The sequence below is a fragment of the Pontibacterium sinense genome (assembly GCF_015209595.1).
In the GTDB taxonomy this organism is placed as follows: Bacteria; Pseudomonadota; Gammaproteobacteria; order Pseudomonadales; family Balneatricaceae; genus Pontibacterium; species Pontibacterium sinense.
Genome location: NZ_JADEYS010000003.1, coordinates 243,188 through 259,334 on the forward strand (window position 1 = coordinate 243,188; position 16,147 = coordinate 259,334).

The following is a 16,147-nucleotide window of genomic DNA, read 5'->3' on the forward strand; positions in this document are numbered from 1 at the left end:
AATACTTAAATTGCTTGACCCATCTGGAAGATAGGTAAGTACATCGCGATAACTAGGCCGCCGACCAGAACACCCAAAATCACCATAATCATTGGCTCCAGCAAGCTGGACAGGTTATCCACGGCATTATCTACAGCTTCTTCGTAGTAATCAGCCACCTTGGATAACATCAGATCTAAAGATCCCGCTTCCTCACCAATGGAGATCATTTGTACCGCCATATTGGGAAATACACCGGTCATATTAATGGCGTTTTGTAGCGATTGACCGGTAGATACACCGTTCCGTATCTGCATAATCGCGTTGCGATACACTACATTACCTGCTGCGCCCGCGGCGGATTCCAGCGCATTGACCAGAGGCACACCAGCAGCAAAAGTTGTTGCGAGTGTGCGGGCAAAACGAGCGATGGCTGCATTGTGCAGAATTTTACCGATCACAGGGATTTTGAGCATGGCCCGGTCAACCGCATCTGCAAAATTTTGGGATTGGATTTTGGCTTTTTTAAATAGATAAGCACCAACGCCTACTGCCAGAAATGTGACGTGCCACCATTCCTGCGCCATCTCTGATAGTGATACAACAAACTTGGTAAATGCAGGCAGGTCGGCGCCAAAGTCTTTAAATAGAGATTCAAACATCGGCACCACTTTAACCAGCAAAATGGCCGATACGATGATGCCTACAACAATGACCGCAGTGGGGTAAGTCAGTGCTTTTTTGATCTTAGCTTTCAGGCTTTCGACTTTCTCTTTATAGGTCGCCAACCGGTCAAGCATCTGTTCCAGCGCACCCGATTGTTCACCCGCAGACACCAGATTACAGAACAGATCATCAAAGTACTGGGGAAATTTGGACAAGGCCACAGAAAAATCGACACCGCCGTTTACATCATTACGGATACTTTTAATCATATCCTTGAGTTTGTTTTTTTCCGTGCCGTTGGAGACGATTTCCAGTCCCTGTAGCAGCGGTACGCCTGCTTTCATCATAGTGGCCATCTGGCGGGTAAAAAAGGCAATATCCAGCGGTTTAATGGCTGCGTTGGCTTTGCTGAAAAAACCGATATTGCTCTCTTTACGGATCTTTTGCGGATTAATGCCCTGATTGCGAAGCAAGGCTTTTGCCGCAGATGGGTTTATCGCTTCTATTTTCCCCTGACTGCGATTGCCGTTTTTATCTTTGCCTTCCCAGAGGAAGCTAACAGCTTGTGGTTCGTTGCTGGCCATAAACCCTCGACCTGATTAGATACGTTAGCGGACAGATGTTATAGCGTAAAATTGGATTAATTGCAGAGCCGTTGTTCATAGTGTTGAGACCGATCAGATTTTAATAACCCGGTTCATCTCTTCTAAGCTTGTGATACCTTGCCCTACCTTGCTTAAACCTGAGTGACGCAGAGGTTTAAAGCCCTGTTTCCGGGCAATATCCAGAATGTCCAATGAGCTGCCATTTTCCATAATGATAGTGGCGAGCTCCTGAGTCATCTCCATCATCTCGTAGATACCCACACGGCCTTTGTAACCACGGCTGCATTTTGCGCAGCCATCGGGGCTGGCTTCGTACAGGTGCAGGTCTTTTAACTGCTCTTTATCGAAGCCTTCTTCTATAAGGGCTGCCTCGGGAATATTCACTGCACGTTTACAGCTGTTACATAGTCGTCGTGCTAGACGTTGCGCAATGATCAGGCTGACCGAGGTGGCTATATTAAAGGCAGGTACACCCATATTACGCAGTCGAGTCAGGGTTTCCGCAGCGCTGTTAGTATGTAGGGTGGATAACACCATATGCCCGGTTTGTGCTGCTTTAACCGCAATTTCGGCGGTTTCTAGATCACGAATCTCACCCACCATCACCACGTCCGGATCCTGACGCAGGAAGGCACGTAGCGCTTCAGCAAAGGTCAGGCCGACTTTAGGGTTTACATGAACCTGGTTAATCCCTTCCAGATTGATCTCCACCGGATCTTCGGCCGTTGAGATATTACGCTCGTCAGTATTGAGGATATTAAGGCCGGTATACAAGCTGACCGTCTTACCGCTACCTGTCGGGCCAGTCACCAGAATCATACCCTGCGGTTTATGTAAGGTAGTGGTATAAACATCATGCTGTTCGGGGTTAAAGCCAAGAGCCTCAATGCCCATTTTGGCGCTGCTGGGGTCAAGGATACGCAGTACGATCTTTTCTCCCCAGAGGGTGGGCAGAGTATTCACACGAAAATCGATAGCGCGGCTTTTGGATATTTTCATCTTGATGCGTCCGTCCAGCGGGACTCGGCGCTCAGAGATATCCATTTGTGACATTACTTTCAGTCGTGCAGCCAGACGGGAGGCGAGGTTAACCGGTGGTCGGGCAACTTCCTGCAAAATTCCATCGATACGGCAGCGTATCCGGTAGGATTTTTCGTAGGGTTCAAAATGAATATCGGATGCGCCTGATTTAATAGCGTCTAGGAGAATCTTGTTTACAAAACGTACAATCGGCGCGTCATTGGTGGCATCGTTATCCAGCTCCTCTTCGGCTGGAGAAGCACTTGCGTCGTCAATCTCCAGGTTATCGAGATCGGTATCGTCGAGATCATCCAGTGCAGAATTCTGTTTATCCAGAAAACTATCAACCGCCCGGTTGAGCTTATCTTCTTCGACAATCACCGCTTCGGTGGCGCAGCCACTCTGAAACTTAAATTCGTCCAGTGCCTGGATATTAGTCGGGTCTGAGATTGCAATAAAAAGCCGGTTTTCGCGCTTTTGCAGAGGCAGGGCGTGGTGTTTGGTGATCAACTTATCGTCAATCACTCCCTGCGGTAGGGTATCCAAATCTAAAGCATCCAGATCCAGCAGTGGCATGCCAAACTCATCGGCCGCCACGGATGCTGCACGTGACGCACTGACCAAACGCTTCTCTATAATGTGGGCAATAAAGGTTTGCTTGGTATTACGGGCTTCCTGTGCGGCTTCCATCGCCACCTCAGCAGAAAAGATGCCTTCATTCACCAGCCGCTTGGCTAGACCACTTAGAGGTTGAAATGCTTGTGCCACGGGGTTGTCCTGCACCTGTAAATTATGACGTGGATCAAGAGCTAACATACCATTTAAGCGCTTGTTTGAGAAACTGCACTTTTCTGCGCATCTTCACTGGCATGTCATCTTTTTTACGCTATTATCGTTCTACGGCTTTGAACAAATTGACTCTTTCGCTGGAGAAAATGAAATGAAAAAACAACAAGGTTTTACCCTGATTGAATTAATGATCGTAGTAGCGATCATTGGTATTTTGGCGGCAATTGCGTTGCCTGCTTATCAGGACTACACCAAACGTGCTCGTTACACAGAAGTTATTAACATGTCCAACGGTGTCAAAACTGCGGTTGAGATATGTGCTCAGGAAGCCGGTGCTGTTTTGACTTCTTGCGTTGCCGCAACGACTACTGGTGGTACGTCTACTATTACTACAGGTGACGATGCTAGTGTATTTGCGGCGGCTAATGCGGCCGCAAGTAATACCGTGGTTACTTCAGTTGCGGTGTCTAACACCGGAGTAATCACTATTATCCCTGTGGCAGCAAATGGTATTGTTGCGGGAGACACTTACGTACTGACTCCTAGCGTTACCAACGGTCAAATAAGTTGGACAAATAACGGCACTACCAAATCTGGCTGTATTGCAAACAACACATGTAAAGCTAACTAATTATCCTCGTTCCCATGCTCCCGCGTGGGAACGCCTTCCCCTTCAAATAAAACTAAATAAGCCAAACCTTTCTTAACCCTTCGCATAACTAGCATCCTCTCCCCAATCCGCTATTATGTTCGCCTAACTGATTTTAAACGGATCTAAGCGGACACTATGAAACGCAAAATTATTATTCTTCTGATCGCCGCATCCGTTGGCGTGACTGTTTATATCAATAACGTTAAAACCTTGCTTGACCCAGAGGTTCGTAGCCAGCTGGAAAGTGCCTTGTTAGAGCAACCAGAGTTCCCTGCGCGTCCGGTATGGTGGGAAGACGACAGTGTGATGGCGATTGGCGTGGTGAATAAAGACGAAAATCATGATGCTGAGGCTAAAAAAGCCTGTCAGATTGCCGCAAGGTTTGGCATTACTGATCTGAAGGTTGAGGTCTACGATATTCTGAAGATTCAGCAGTTTGAAGAGTGGATGCTGATTGGTAAGTCGAGCTGCAAACCGAAGCAATAATCTGGGTAAGTGGCGCAATAAAAAAGGGCGGTAATATTCGCCCTTTTTTATTGCCTGAAACTCATTCCTCGTTCCCACGCTCCCGCGTGGGAATGCATACCGAAACCTGAATCATCATCGCAGTTAACCCAAAGGCACTGTATGGATTCCCCCGGTGGAGCGTGGGAACCAGAGACAGATCATCGGTCTGGCAATCTTTCCGCGTCCCTCTCGTTTCTCTCGTTCCCACGCTCCCGCGTGGGAATGCATACCGAAACCTGAATCATCACCGCAGCCAACCCGAAGCCGCTGTATGGATTCCCACGGAGGACCGTGGGAACCAGAAACAGATCAGCGGTCTGACAATCGTTCCGCGTCCCTCTCATTTCTCTCGTTCCCGCGCTCCCGCGTGGGAACGCATACCGAAACCTGAATCATCATCGCAGACAACCCGAAGCCACTGTATGGATTCCCACGGAGGACCGTGGGAACCAGAAACAGATCAGCGGCCTGACACGTTCCCCTCGTTCCCGCGCTCCCGCGTGGGAATGCATACCCATCACCGCAGCCAACCCGAAGCCACTGTATGGATTCCCCCGGTGGACCGTGGGAACCAGAAACAGATCATCGGTCTGGCAATCTTTCCGAGTCCCTCTCGTTTCTATCGTTCGAATGCTCCCGCGTGGGAATGCATGCCGAAACCTGAATCATCATCGCAGTTAACCCGAAGCCACCGTATGGATTCCCACGGAGGACCGTGGGAACCAGGGATATCCGCCCTTTTTTATTGTCTGAAACTCATTCCTCGTTCCCATGCTCCCGCTTGGGAATGCATATCGAAACCTGAATCGTCATCTTAGCCAACCCGAAGCCACTGTATGGATTCTCCCTGGAGGACTGTGGGAACCAGCAACGCGCACCTTGTTAATTCATGCTATGTTGTGGGTCTATATCCATGGAAAGGATTAGCACTATGGGCAGGAGCCGATATCGTTTTATATACCCCGATCATCCTCACTTCATGACACTGACGGTTCTTCATTGGATTCCCGTATTTACGCGTCCTGAAACAGTTCAAATATTGCTGGATAGCCTCCGCTTCCTAGAAAAAGAAGGGCTGAAGGTCCACGCTTGGGTTGTGCTGGAAAATCACATGCATCTTGTTGTGCAAAGCCCGGATATTGAGCGACATGTAGCGCGCTTCAAATCATTTACGGCCAAACAAATACTGATGTATTTAAATAGGACCGGGGCATCTACAATTTTGGATCAACTGACGTTCTACAAAAAAGCACATAAGGTTGATAGGGGAGTGCAGTTTTGGCAGGAAGGTGTGCATCCTGAGTGGATAAGCAGTGAAGTGATGATGCGTCAGAAAATCGACTATATCCATATGAACCCGGTAAAACGGGGTTATGTTGATGAAGCTGAGCAGTGGCGTTATTCGAGCGCAAGAGATTATATGGGAGGGGTGGGGTTACTGCCGGTCGATAAGCTTTGGTAGTCGAATAGGAAACACCAGAGGCGCTGGCTCCTCCGGTCCTCCATGGGAACCCATACCAAGGTTGACGTACACCAGTGGATATTTTTCAGGCAGGTGTCTGCATTCCCACGCAGGAGCGTGGGAACGAGAAAAACTAATAGTCAGGTGCTCAGATAAAACGCATCGACAGGTCAACGGCCTGACAGTGCTTAGTCAGTGCGCCGATAGAGATGTAGTCCACACCGGTTTCTGCAATCGGGCGCAGGGTTTCATCGGTGATATTGCCAGATGCTTCCAGTTTGGCCTGGCCATCGACCACTTCAACGGCATTGCGCATCTCTTCCGGTGTGAAGTTATCCAGCATAATAATATCAGCGCCAGCGATCAGGGCTGCTTGCAGCTCTTCGAAGGTTTCTACTTCGATCTCTACAGGTTTACCTGGCTCATTGGTTTGCGCTGTCTGGATCGCGGCTTCGATACCACCGCACCCCATGATGTGGTTTTCTTTAATCAGAAACGCATCGTACAGGCCGATACGGTGGTTGAAGCAACCGCCACAGGTCACTGCATATTTCTGCGCAGTACGCAGGCCCGGAATAGTTTTGCGCGTGTCCAGCAGCTTAACGTTGGTGCCGGAAACCTTTTGTGAATAGTGATAACTGACAGTCGCGGTGCCAGATAAGGTCTGTAAGAAGTTCAGCGCGGTACGCTCAGCCGTCAGCATATTGCGTGCTGAGCCGGAAACGGTGAAAAGCGTCTGATCACGTTCGACCAGATCACCGTCTTTGACTTGCCAGTCCAGCTGCAATTCAGGGTCTACCTGACGAAAAACTTCGTTCACCCAGTCTGTACCGCAGACGACCGCGGTTTGACGGCTGATGATGCGTGCGGTGGCTGTATTGTCTGCAGGGATCAGCTGTGCGGTGATATCACCCGCGCCGATATCTTCGCTCAGGGCGTTGGTGACGGTGATCTGAATGTCTTTCTGAAGTTCGTCGCGAGTCAGCATAGCGTGCCAGTAGTCAGGGTAATTAGTGATAAGATGGGCATCAATTCTAGCGAAAACACAGGAGGGCGGATAGGGATGAAACAGAAGTTTTCAGTTGTATCAGGCACGGTAAAAGAGGCTGTGCAATGTCCGTCCCCCAATTTTAATGAACGACCAGCCGGTGATGTTGTTTCACTGCTTGTGCTGCATAACATCAGCCTGCCGCCTCGGCAGTTTGGTGGTGGATATGTGGAGCGTTTCTTCCAAAATCAGTTGTCTGCTGACGAGCATCCCTACTTCGAAGAGATTAAAGACCTCACCGTGTCGGCGCATCTGTTTATTTCCCGCGAAGGACAAGTGACACAGTTTGTGAATCTCGATAAACGCGCATGGCACGCTGGACGTTCCGAGTTTATGGGACGGTCCGAATGCAATGATTACGCAATTGGTATTGAGCTTGAAGGGGCGGATGATATTCCTTATACCGACCAGCAATACCTGACACTTGATGCGCTTACGCGATCCATACTCGATGCTTATCCACAGATCACCTCAGAACGCATTACCGGACATTCTGATATCGCTCCAGAGCGGAAAACGGACCCTGGGGAAGCGTTTGACTGGATACGCTTTAGAGCCGGACTTTCAACCGAAGGGTGATTTGAGACATATACTGCCTATGTGATCGAGAATAGTTTTCATTTATAATCGATCACCTTTGTTTTTGTGTCGCTATTCGGATGAGGCTGTATATCACGCATGAGTTCTCTGCTGGACGTTCGTTCACTTAGTTGTGGATATCAGAATCAGGTGATTGTCAGCTCACTGGATTTCTCTGTGGATCATGGCGAAATTGCCTGTTTGCTGGGGCCCAGTGGTTGCGGTAAGACCACGGTACTGCGTGCAGTGGCTGGGTTTAGTCCGGTTTTCAGCGGTGATATCAGTCTGGCAGGCACTACGATCTCTTCGGATAAATTTACTCTGGTGCCTGAAAAACGTGGCATGGGTATGGTGTTTCAGGACTATGCGCTGTTCCCACATCTGACCGTGGGAGAAAATATCCGCTTCGGCCTGGGTAAATCCGCCGGTAACGGACAGCAAAATCGTATCGCTGATATGCTGGATCTGGTGCGATTGCCAGACCTCTCCAAACGTTATCCCCACGAGCTTTCTGGTGGTCAGCAGCAGCGTGTTGCTCTGGCCCGCGCATTAGCTCCTCAGCCTAAGCTGCTGCTGATGGATGAGCCTTTCTCTAATCTTGATACTGATCTGCGCCAGCAGCTGTCACTCGAAGTCAAAGATATCCTCAAAGAGCAGGGCATTGCTGCGATTGTGGTGACCCATGATCAGCAGGAGGCGTTTGCGATTGGGGATAAGGTTGGCATTCTGGCAGACGGAGAACTACAGCAGTGGGGCTCTCCACAGGAACTGTATCACCATCCTGTTAATGCGATGGTGGCGGGTTTCGTAGGTAAAGGTGAGTTGTTTAGTGGTGTGTGCCTGAATGAGTTTTGTGTTGAAACGGAGCTGGGTACACTGGAGTTTGCAGAACCTTGTTGTGTTGCGGCGGGAGAGAACATTGAGTTGTTTATCCGCCCGACTGATCTGAAACCGGTGGTTGGTGGTAAGACTGCATCGGTGAAGTCGTTAGAGTTTCTGGGAGACGCAACTCGTTACCAATTGCAGCTCAATAATGGTCGTAAAGTCGAAGCTATGGCGCGTGAGCCGTTGCGAATTGAAGCTGGCGATAGTGTTGGCGTAGAAGTGTCCGTTCACAAACCCATCGTTTTCTAGCTCGATATTGAGCTTTCTTCTGCAGGGTCGTCTTCCCGGCTCTCGAAACCGCACTTGAATGAACAACCCTTCTGTAGGGCAGGCTTCCAGCCTGCCGGTAGGCTAAAGCCTACCCTACAATTCATGAAGATTTCTGAATCAGAGCGTGAATGAGCAGCCCTTCTGTAGGGCAGGCTTCGAGCCTGCCGGTAGGCTAAAGCCTACCCTACAATTCATGAGGATTCCTAAAACAGAGCGTGAATGAGCAGCTCTTCTGTAGGGCAGGCTTCCAGCCTGCCGGTAGGCTAAAGCCTACCCTACAATTCATGAAGATTTCTGAAACAGAGCGTGAATGAGCAGCCCTACAATCGTCAGCTGTTTAGCTTTCTGCTCGTGTTGAAGTGATGGTACGGGTCAGCAGGATCACCGGGATAACCCCCACCGCAACAATTAGCAGCGCAGCCAGCGAGCACTCCTCCAGCATCTCATCGGATGCATACTGATAGACAAAGGTTGCCAGCGTGTCGTAATTAAACGGACGCAGAATCAAAGTAGCTGGCAGTTCTTTCATACAATCGACAAATACCACCAGTCCGGCCGAGAATATCCCGCCTTTTATCAGTGGTAAGTGCACTTTCAGCAATGTCTGCATGGGAGATAATCCCAGCGAGCGTGAAGCCATATCCATTGTTGGGGTGATCTTGCTAAGGCTGGATTCTACTGCACCGGTTGATACTGCAAGGAAACGTACCGAGTAGGCAAAGATGATGGCGAATGTCGTACCGCTCAGTAGCAAACCGGTGGAAATACCAAAGTGCTCACGCATAAAGCCATCGACACTGTTATCGAATGTTGCCAGCGGAATGATAACTCCAATGGCCAGTACGGCGCCCGGCATGGCGTAACCGAGGCTGGCGAAATTTGCAGCGGCCGTCAGGCTTTTATAGTGATAAAGGCGTTTGCTGTAGGCCAGTAGCAGGGCGATTGCGATGGTGATCAGTGCGGCAGTAGCGGATAGGAAAAAGCTGTTGCCTGCGAATGTGAGGAAGTTTTCCTGATCCAGCTGATCCAGATGCTGAATAGCGTAACTGCCGAGAATCAGCACCGGAATCAGGAAGCCCAGCAGGATAGGTAACGCGCAAATGGACCATGCCAGAACTGCCTTCCAGCCGCTGAGTTTATAGGTATCTAATGCCTTAAAGCGATCACTTGAATTGAACTGCTTCTGGCGAGCGCGGGCCAGTCGTTCCAGTAAAATCAAGGTTACAACGAAGAACATCATCAGGCTGGCGATCTGCGCTGAACCGCCAAGGTTGCCCATATTCAGCCAGGTATCGTAGATACCGGCACTCATGCTCTTTACGGCGAAGAAGTCGACGGTACCAAAATCGTTGATGGTTTCCATCGATACCAGCGCCAAACCCACGGCAATCGCCGGGCGTGCAATGGGCAGGGAAATACGGAAGAAGCTTTGTAGCGGGCTACATCCCAGCAAACGGCTGGCGTCGCGCAGGCTGTTGGATTGCTCAAGGAAAGACGCTCGCACCAGCAGATAGACGTAAGGGTACAGGACAAAGGCGAGCATCAGGATCGCTCCGCCTAAGCTACGGATCTCCGGAAACCAGTAATCGCGCGCGGTTTGCCAGCCAAAAATCTCGCGCAGGGCGGATTGTACCGGGCCGGCGTATTCCAGCAGGTCGGTGTATACGTAAGCGATCACATACGCGGGTACTGCAAAGGGCAGCATCAGTGCCCATTCAAAATATTTCTTGCCGGGAAAGCGGCACATGGTGACCAGCCATGCGCTGATGACGCCCATGCCTACGGCTAATACGCCAACTCCGATCATCAGTTCCAGCGTGGTGATGATGTATACCGGCAGAACCGTATCGGCCAGATGGGCCCAGATGTTTTCTTTGGGAAATAATGCGAGATAGAAGACGGACAGAACAGGAAGGGCGACAAGCAGGGCGACCAGCCACGTAGAACCAAACCAGCGCCACAGGCCCGCCGGGTTGCTGATACTGGTGTTGATTTCGGCGTTGAGCCTCGCGTTCAAACCCTTAATCCTTTGTTCAATGCATAAACGACAAAACGGTAGCCGCGCAGACTACCGTTAGTAAGGTGCAAAGTCGAGAGACTCGGGTATCGATGGATACCCGAGATCGTCTTGATGAAGGATCAGTTATCGAAACCAACCTTATCGACCATTTTGGCAGCGGTGGAGCGTAGCTCTGCGATCTTCTGCAGGCTTACACCGTCTTCTTTGAACTCACCCATATATTTAGTGATCAGTTCTGAACGCTGCGTACCGTTGCGGACTGGGAATTCAAAGTTCACTTCGGCGTACAGTTGCTGTGCCTTATCAGAGCTCAGGAACTCGATCAGTTTCACTGCCGCATCTTTGTGAGGGGCATATTTGGTGACCGCTGCGCCGGAGATATTCATGTGTGCGCCACGATCATCCTGATTCGGGAAGATCAGATTAACGGACTGTGCCCACTCGATCTGTTCCGGTTTCTTCTCGTTGGTGATCATCTTACCGAAGTAGTAAGAGTTACCCAGTGCCAGATCACAAACGCCTTCTTTGACCGCTTTTACCTGTGCGCGGTCATTGCCCTGTGGACGGCGCGCCAGGTTGTCTTTCAGGCTATTCAGCCATTGCTGAGTCTCGGCTTCACCGTGTTCGGCAACCATGGAACCGATCAGCGACAGGTTATAGGTGTGTTTGCCACTGCGGGTACAGATGCGACCTTTCCACTTAGGGTCGGCCAGATCTTCATAGGATTTGATTTCGCTGGCATCGACGCGATCTTTAGAGGCATAGATGATACGGGAACGTGAGGTCAGTCCGTACCAGTTGCCTTGCTGGTCACGGTATTTAGCCGGGATGTTCTTCTCTAGCAGTTCGCTTTTTATCGGCTGCAACAAGCCTTTTTCCGTAGCGTCGAACAGCGGTCCGATATCGGAGGTTAGCAGGATGTCAGCAGGGGAGTTACGACCTTCGTGCTCGATACGTTCAAGCAGTCCTTTTTTGGAGAAGACGACGTTAGCTTTGATGCCGGTTTCTTCGGTAAACGCATCCAGCAGAGGCTTAATCAGGAACGCCTGACGGAAGGAATAGATGTTAACTTCTTCAGCAGCCTGCAAAGCAGGTGTCGCAATCATGGCAGACAGTGCCATAGCGGTGAGCATCTTTTTCATTGTCGTATCGTACCTGGCGTTCAGTTAAGCTTTTGCAGCTAGTAATGCGAATTATTCTTGTTCTCTCGGCTCATTATGTCAAGCGATAATGCAAATTGTTATCACTATTGCTAACGCTGAAGTGATCTGGGTCAATAAACCGGAATTGCTGTTAAGTAACCCTTCCAATTGATTGAGTGGCTAAAAAGCGGGAATGCAGCGGAACACTATTACAGCGGAAATAAGCGGGCCAGCAGCACAGGTACCGCGTTTTCGACACGTAGAATGCGTTCACCAATGTGTATGGCGTTAAAGCCGCATTCTTTTAACTTCTCCACCTCGTAGGCGATAAATCCGCCTTCCGGCCCGATCGCCAGTGTGGAGGGTTCTGCTGATGCCGCCGGACAAGGGTTTGCATGGTAGGGATGTGCAACCAGTGCGCGAGTGTTTTGTGAGATGGCGGGTAGTTCATCTTCAACGAATGGTTTGAAGCGTTTGCGCAGATGGACTTCTGGCATCACCGTATCACCTGCCTGCTCTAAACCGAGTACTAGCTGCTCCCGAATCTTGTCCGGTTGCAACAGTGGAGAGGACCAGTAGCTTTTATCCACACGATAGGAGTTGATCAAGTAGATCTCTTTCACGCCCATGGCTGCAATGGTTTGTAAGGTGCGTTTCATCATCTTAGGACGAGGCAGTGCGAGGATCAGTTTCAACGGCAGGGCTTCAGGTGCCGGTTGGTTGAGCGCGACTTTGAGGGTGATCTCTTTGTCACAGAGACTGAGTACTTCGCCGGTGCCCCGGTTGCCGTCTAATAATCCGACTTTGAGCGTTTCACCTGGCTCGGGCTGGTGGATACTGCGGATATGATGAAAACGACGGTCATTGATTACCACTGTCTTGTCATCGGTAAAGTCGCTGGTATAAAGCAGTATCAGGTTCATAAGGTTTTGGCAGGCCGGATTGCAGACGGAAGGGAATAAAGAACGCGCATTGTATAGCAGGGGGCTTCCGCCACCAAACGGGTTGATGACGGAAGCATGAAGGCACTCACTTACGCGGTATCGTTGTTCAGTTTCTTTAACCGATACGCCAGTGAAGGACGGGTCAGCCCGAGCATACGTGCCGCTTTAGAGACGTTGCCTCCGGTCTGATTCATCGCCCGTTTAATCAGATCGTGCTCCAGATTTTCGATGCTGAACTGCTCGCCAAGTAAGCTATCCATCCAGTTTTCATCGGCAATGTCAGGTTGCTGGGCGGATTCCTGAGGGTCAAGCAACCCACGGCCATTGATCACGTTCAGTGGGTGGCTGGGTTCTGCCAGAGATGGGAAGAAGCTTTCCATATCAATAGAGTGGTTGTTGTCGGTGAGAATCACGCCGCGCTCGACCATGTTTTCCAGCTCACGAATGTTGCCCGGCCATTTGTACATCAACAAGCTTTGCAGTGCTTTGTCGGTGACGCCTTGGGTGCGTTTGTTGTAGAGCGTGTGGTACTTCTCCAGAAAGTGCTCGATCAACAGAGGAATATCCTCGGTGCGGTCGCGCAGCGGCGGAATATGCACGGGATAGACATTCAGGCGATAGAACAGATCCGCCCGGAAGCGTCCGTCTTTGACGGCGGCTTCCAGATCTTCATTGGTGGCGGCGACGACGCGGATATCGATCCGGCGGACCTTGCTGTCGCCGACCCGTTCCAGCTCTCCTTCCTGTAATACACGCAATAAGGTGGCTTGGGCGCGGGGGGACAGTTCGATCACCTCATCGAGGAAAATAGTGCCCTTGCTGGCCCGTTCAAACTTCCCTTCGCGCGACTGTGTCGCGCCGGTATAGGCACCTTTTTCCACACCAAACAGTTCGGCTTCGATCAGGTCCGGAGGGATACAGGCACAGTTAACCGCGACAAAAGGTCCTTCTCGGCGATCACTGCTGGCATGAAGTCCTTTGGCGACCACCTCTTTACCGACACCGGTCTCGCCCAGCAGCAGGACGGTGACTTTGCTCTTCGACGCTTTGGTAATCAGCTGGCAGACGTTTTTAAACCCACCAGAGCGACCTACCGAGTTAAACAGCAGGTCTTCTTCGGCTTCCGGTGTGCGGAAACTCTCCTGCAGCGTGGATACCTGATGCTGCAGGGCAAAGAGCTCTTCAATAATCGGGTCGGGGAGCAGGGCGCGTTCCAGCTCTTCGCGGTCATCCCACTCTTCAGCAGGTTTGCCGACGATATGGCAGTGATCTGAACCGCATCCGGTGCATTGGGTCTCTTTAAAGATGATCTTGCGACCCATGTAATAAGTGGAGAAACCACTGGCGTAACCGATCAAGGTCCAGCAAATCGGGTCTTCCGATAGTCCATATTCATTGAGATGTAACTCCGATTCGTAGGAGTCATACCAATCAAATTCGCCGTGGAATTTCCCTGTTTCGATATCGAAATCCAGTTGTTTGGGGACAACCCTCACCATGCCTTTGATATTGTGCAGTTGTGGGCCGGCTAAAAAGGCTTCGGCTTTGGTGAAATCCGGACGGATCTTATGTGCGGATTCGGCATCCTTGAGGCCTGAGTAGTAACCAAAGCGCATTAAAAAACCGCGTGTCCGTTCAACGCCCAAGGTTTCGATCAGCTCTTTACGCAATGATCCCATCACAGCGGAGTGGATCAGTAGCATGCGCTGTTCGTTAAACCAGATTTTGCCATCCTCACTGGCAAACTGAATCTGCGAAATCAGGTCCTTGGATTCCGGTAATTGTGGTTGAGCCGGGTTGCTCATGGTTGTGCAGCCTTTTCTATTATTGTTGTTATAAAGCGGTTATTTGTTGTTAATTCCGCTTATATGTACTTCTACTGTGTATTCCCTTCTTGCGTTTGGAGACGCAGCTCAATGCCTCTTATATGGGGTAACTATAGGCACTTTTTCCGATTTGATGCAGAACTCAGAGTGAGTTTGATCTCCTGATCAAATCATTAAATTTTGTTGATCCTTTTAATCATTTCATCATCTTTCGCCACCCTTTCGTCAAGTGATTTTTTTCAAAATCAATCTGACTTTATGATTTTTATAATGATTTTTATGATTTTTAAATCCTTTTAAAACAATAAGTTAGGAGTTTTTTTGTGTTTTTGTTTTTTAAGATTTTCAAGTTTTGGCATAGCCATTGCTCTGTACCTAGCGACCTGAATCAGAAAAAAACATAAACAGGGGGCGAAATGGCTGAGGTGATAAATCTGGATACCCGGTCGAGTGATCCGAGCAAACCGACATTTGAACGGTTAACGAAATATGTACGGGTTCGTAGTCCTCAGGGTGCTCGATTCGTGGAGTTCGACTTCGCAATTGGTGATCCAAGTCTGTTCGTAGAGTTGATCATGCCGCAGGGCGCTTATGAGCACTTTTGCGACGTGAATGACGTGATTCATATGACCGATGAACAGATGGCAGCTGTAGATGCCGAGATGGAAAAGTGGCGTTACGGCGAAGACACCCTGATGTCGCACAACCACGACCATTTCGCATCCGAATAACAACAATCTGACTTAGCTGGGAAATGTCCGATGAGTATTGAAATCAAAACCGCGACGCTTGAGCCGGTACGTAACACCTTCGCGCATATTGAGCGCCGCTTTGGTGACAAGCCTGCAACGCGTTATCAGGAAGCGACCTACGACGTTCAGTCTGAGAAGTATTTTCACTATCGCCCACTGTGGCAGCCGGAGATGGAGCTGAATGATCCACGTCGTACGGCTCTGGTGATGGAAGACTGGTACGCGTTTAAAGATCCGCGTCAGTTTTACTACGGCGCGTATGTACAGCAGCGCGCGAAGATGCAGGAAGTGGCTGAGAGCAACTATTCGTTCTTCGAAAAGCGTGATCTGAAACGTTTGCTGGGTGATGACCTGCAGAAGAACGTGATTCGTTACCTGATCCCTCTGCGTCACTTCGAGCACACCGCCAACCTGAACAATATGTACGGTTCTTCGCAGGGTTACGGTACTGCGATTACTCAGGCGCTGTTGTATGACGGAATGGATCGATTGGGTATTGCTCAGTACCTGTCCCGTATCGGTTTGATTCTTGATGGTAATAGCGGTGATGCGCTGGGCGAAGCGAAAGCTTACTGGATGAACGATGAGATCTGGCAGGGCATGCGTGCACTGTGTGAAGAGACCACGGTCACCAAAGACTGGTTCGAATTGTTGGTTGCTCAAGATCTGGTGCTGGACGGTCTGGTTTATGACCTGGTGTTCAACCAATACGACACGTGGCTGGCGGATAACGGTGGTCAGGACATCAGCATGCTGACCGAGTTCATGCAGCTGTGGAACAAAGACAATACCCGCTGGGTGGATGCTGTGATGAAAGTTGCGGTGGCTGAATCTGCGGAAAACAAAGCGCTGCTGGAAGGCTGGGTTACCAACTGGAAAGCGAAAGCCGTGGCTGCCCTGACACCACTGGCAGAAGAGATGCTGGATGCAGAAGCGATGGATAAAGCCGTTGCTGCTCTGGACAAACGTCTGACTAAAGCTGGCCTGTTTAAGTAAGGAAT

The 16,147-nt window shown here is 50.1% G+C and carries 14 protein-coding genes; 7 read left to right on the forward strand and 7 right to left on the reverse strand.

The features are described from left to right. Window positions 1-5: 5 nt before the first annotated feature. The gene (locus IOQ59_RS04820; protein ID WP_193952125.1) at window positions 6-1,229 is read right to left on the reverse strand and encodes a type II secretion system F family protein; all 1,224 of its coding nucleotides are present in this window, start codon (window positions 1,227-1,229) and stop codon (window positions 6-8) included. A 93-nt stretch (window positions 1,230-1,322) separates the two neighbouring features. After that, window positions 1,323-3,038 carry a type IV-A pilus assembly ATPase PilB gene (gene pilB, locus IOQ59_RS04825; RefSeq protein WP_371871825.1) on the reverse strand — a complete coding sequence of 572 codons (1,716 nt, stop codon included), beginning with the start codon at window positions 3,036-3,038 and terminating at the stop codon, window positions 1,323-1,325. A 172-nt stretch (window positions 3,039-3,210) separates the two neighbouring features. On the opposite strand from pilB, the gene IOQ59_RS04830 reads away from it, so the two are divergent. From IOQ59_RS04830 to IOQ59_RS04840, 3 genes are all read left to right on the forward strand, one after another. Next, window positions 3,211-3,690, forward strand: coding sequence for a pilin (locus IOQ59_RS04830; RefSeq protein ID WP_193952127.1), 480 nt, complete (start codon window positions 3,211-3,213; stop codon window positions 3,688-3,690). A gap of 156 nt (window positions 3,691-3,846) precedes the next feature. Beyond that, complete coding sequence (locus tag IOQ59_RS04835; protein ID WP_193952128.1) at window positions 3,847-4,197, forward strand: hypothetical protein; 351 nt, start codon at window positions 3,847-3,849, stop codon at window positions 4,195-4,197. Window positions 4,198-5,149: 952 nt separating this feature from the next. Next, window positions 5,150-5,680 (forward strand): REP-associated tyrosine transposase, encoded by a 531-nt coding sequence (locus IOQ59_RS04840; protein WP_193952129.1) that lies wholly within the window; start codon window positions 5,150-5,152, stop codon window positions 5,678-5,680. 148 nt (window positions 5,681-5,828) lie between these two features. Here IOQ59_RS04840 and nadC read toward each other — a convergent pair whose 3' ends face one another. After that, window positions 5,829-6,668 carry a carboxylating nicotinate-nucleotide diphosphorylase gene (gene nadC, locus IOQ59_RS04845; protein WP_193952130.1) on the reverse strand — a complete coding sequence of 280 codons (840 nt, stop codon included), beginning with the start codon at window positions 6,666-6,668 and terminating at the stop codon, window positions 5,829-5,831. Between the two features lie 75 nt (window positions 6,669-6,743). Here nadC and ampD point away from each other — a divergent pair, with 75 nt between their 5' ends. Both ampD and IOQ59_RS04855 read left to right on the forward strand, forming a co-directional pair. Continuing rightward, window positions 6,744-7,307 (forward strand): 1,6-anhydro-N-acetylmuramyl-L-alanine amidase AmpD, encoded by a 564-nt coding sequence (gene ampD / locus IOQ59_RS04850; protein WP_193952131.1) that lies wholly within the window; start codon window positions 6,744-6,746, stop codon window positions 7,305-7,307. A gap of 99 nt (window positions 7,308-7,406) precedes the next feature. Then, on the forward strand, window positions 7,407-8,441 hold the full coding sequence (locus IOQ59_RS04855) for an ABC transporter ATP-binding protein (protein WP_193952132.1): 1,035 nt from the start codon (window positions 7,407-7,409) through the stop codon (window positions 8,439-8,441). Window positions 8,442-8,799: 358 nt separating this feature from the next. Here IOQ59_RS04855 and IOQ59_RS04860 read toward each other — a convergent pair whose 3' ends face one another. The 4 genes from IOQ59_RS04860 to IOQ59_RS04875 all read right to left on the reverse strand — a co-directional run bounded on the left by IOQ59_RS04860 (window position 8,800) and on the right by IOQ59_RS04875 (window position 14,373). Then, the gene (locus IOQ59_RS04860; protein ID WP_193952133.1) at window positions 8,800-10,479 is read right to left on the reverse strand and encodes an ABC transporter permease; all 1,680 of its coding nucleotides are present in this window, start codon (window positions 10,477-10,479) and stop codon (window positions 8,800-8,802) included. A 122-nt stretch (window positions 10,480-10,601) separates the two neighbouring features. Further along, on the reverse strand, window positions 10,602-11,624 hold the full coding sequence (locus tag IOQ59_RS04865; RefSeq protein ID WP_193952134.1) for a Fe(3+) ABC transporter substrate-binding protein: 1,023 nt from the start codon (window positions 11,622-11,624) through the stop codon (window positions 10,602-10,604). Window positions 11,625-11,833: 209 nt separating this feature from the next. Beyond that, window positions 11,834-12,547 carry a 16S rRNA (uracil(1498)-N(3))-methyltransferase gene (locus IOQ59_RS04870; protein ID WP_193952135.1) on the reverse strand — a complete coding sequence of 238 codons (714 nt, stop codon included), beginning with the start codon at window positions 12,545-12,547 and terminating at the stop codon, window positions 11,834-11,836. Between the two features lie 110 nt (window positions 12,548-12,657). After that, on the reverse strand, window positions 12,658-14,373 hold the full coding sequence (locus tag IOQ59_RS04875; RefSeq protein ID WP_193952136.1) for a sigma-54-dependent Fis family transcriptional regulator: 1,716 nt from the start codon (window positions 14,371-14,373) through the stop codon (window positions 12,658-12,660). Between the two features lie 437 nt (window positions 14,374-14,810). On the opposite strand from IOQ59_RS04875, the gene IOQ59_RS04880 reads away from it, so the two are divergent. Then, entirely contained in the window at window positions 14,811-15,125 is a 315-nt protein-coding gene (locus IOQ59_RS04880; RefSeq protein ID WP_193952137.1) for a phenol hydroxylase subunit, read from the forward strand. 30 nt (window positions 15,126-15,155) lie between these two features. Next, window positions 15,156-16,142: an aromatic/alkene monooxygenase hydroxylase subunit beta gene (locus tag IOQ59_RS04885; protein WP_193952138.1), complete on the forward strand. Its 987-nt coding sequence runs from the start codon at window positions 15,156-15,158 to the stop codon at window positions 16,140-16,142. The last annotated feature ends 5 nt before the right edge of the window (window positions 16,143-16,147 follow it).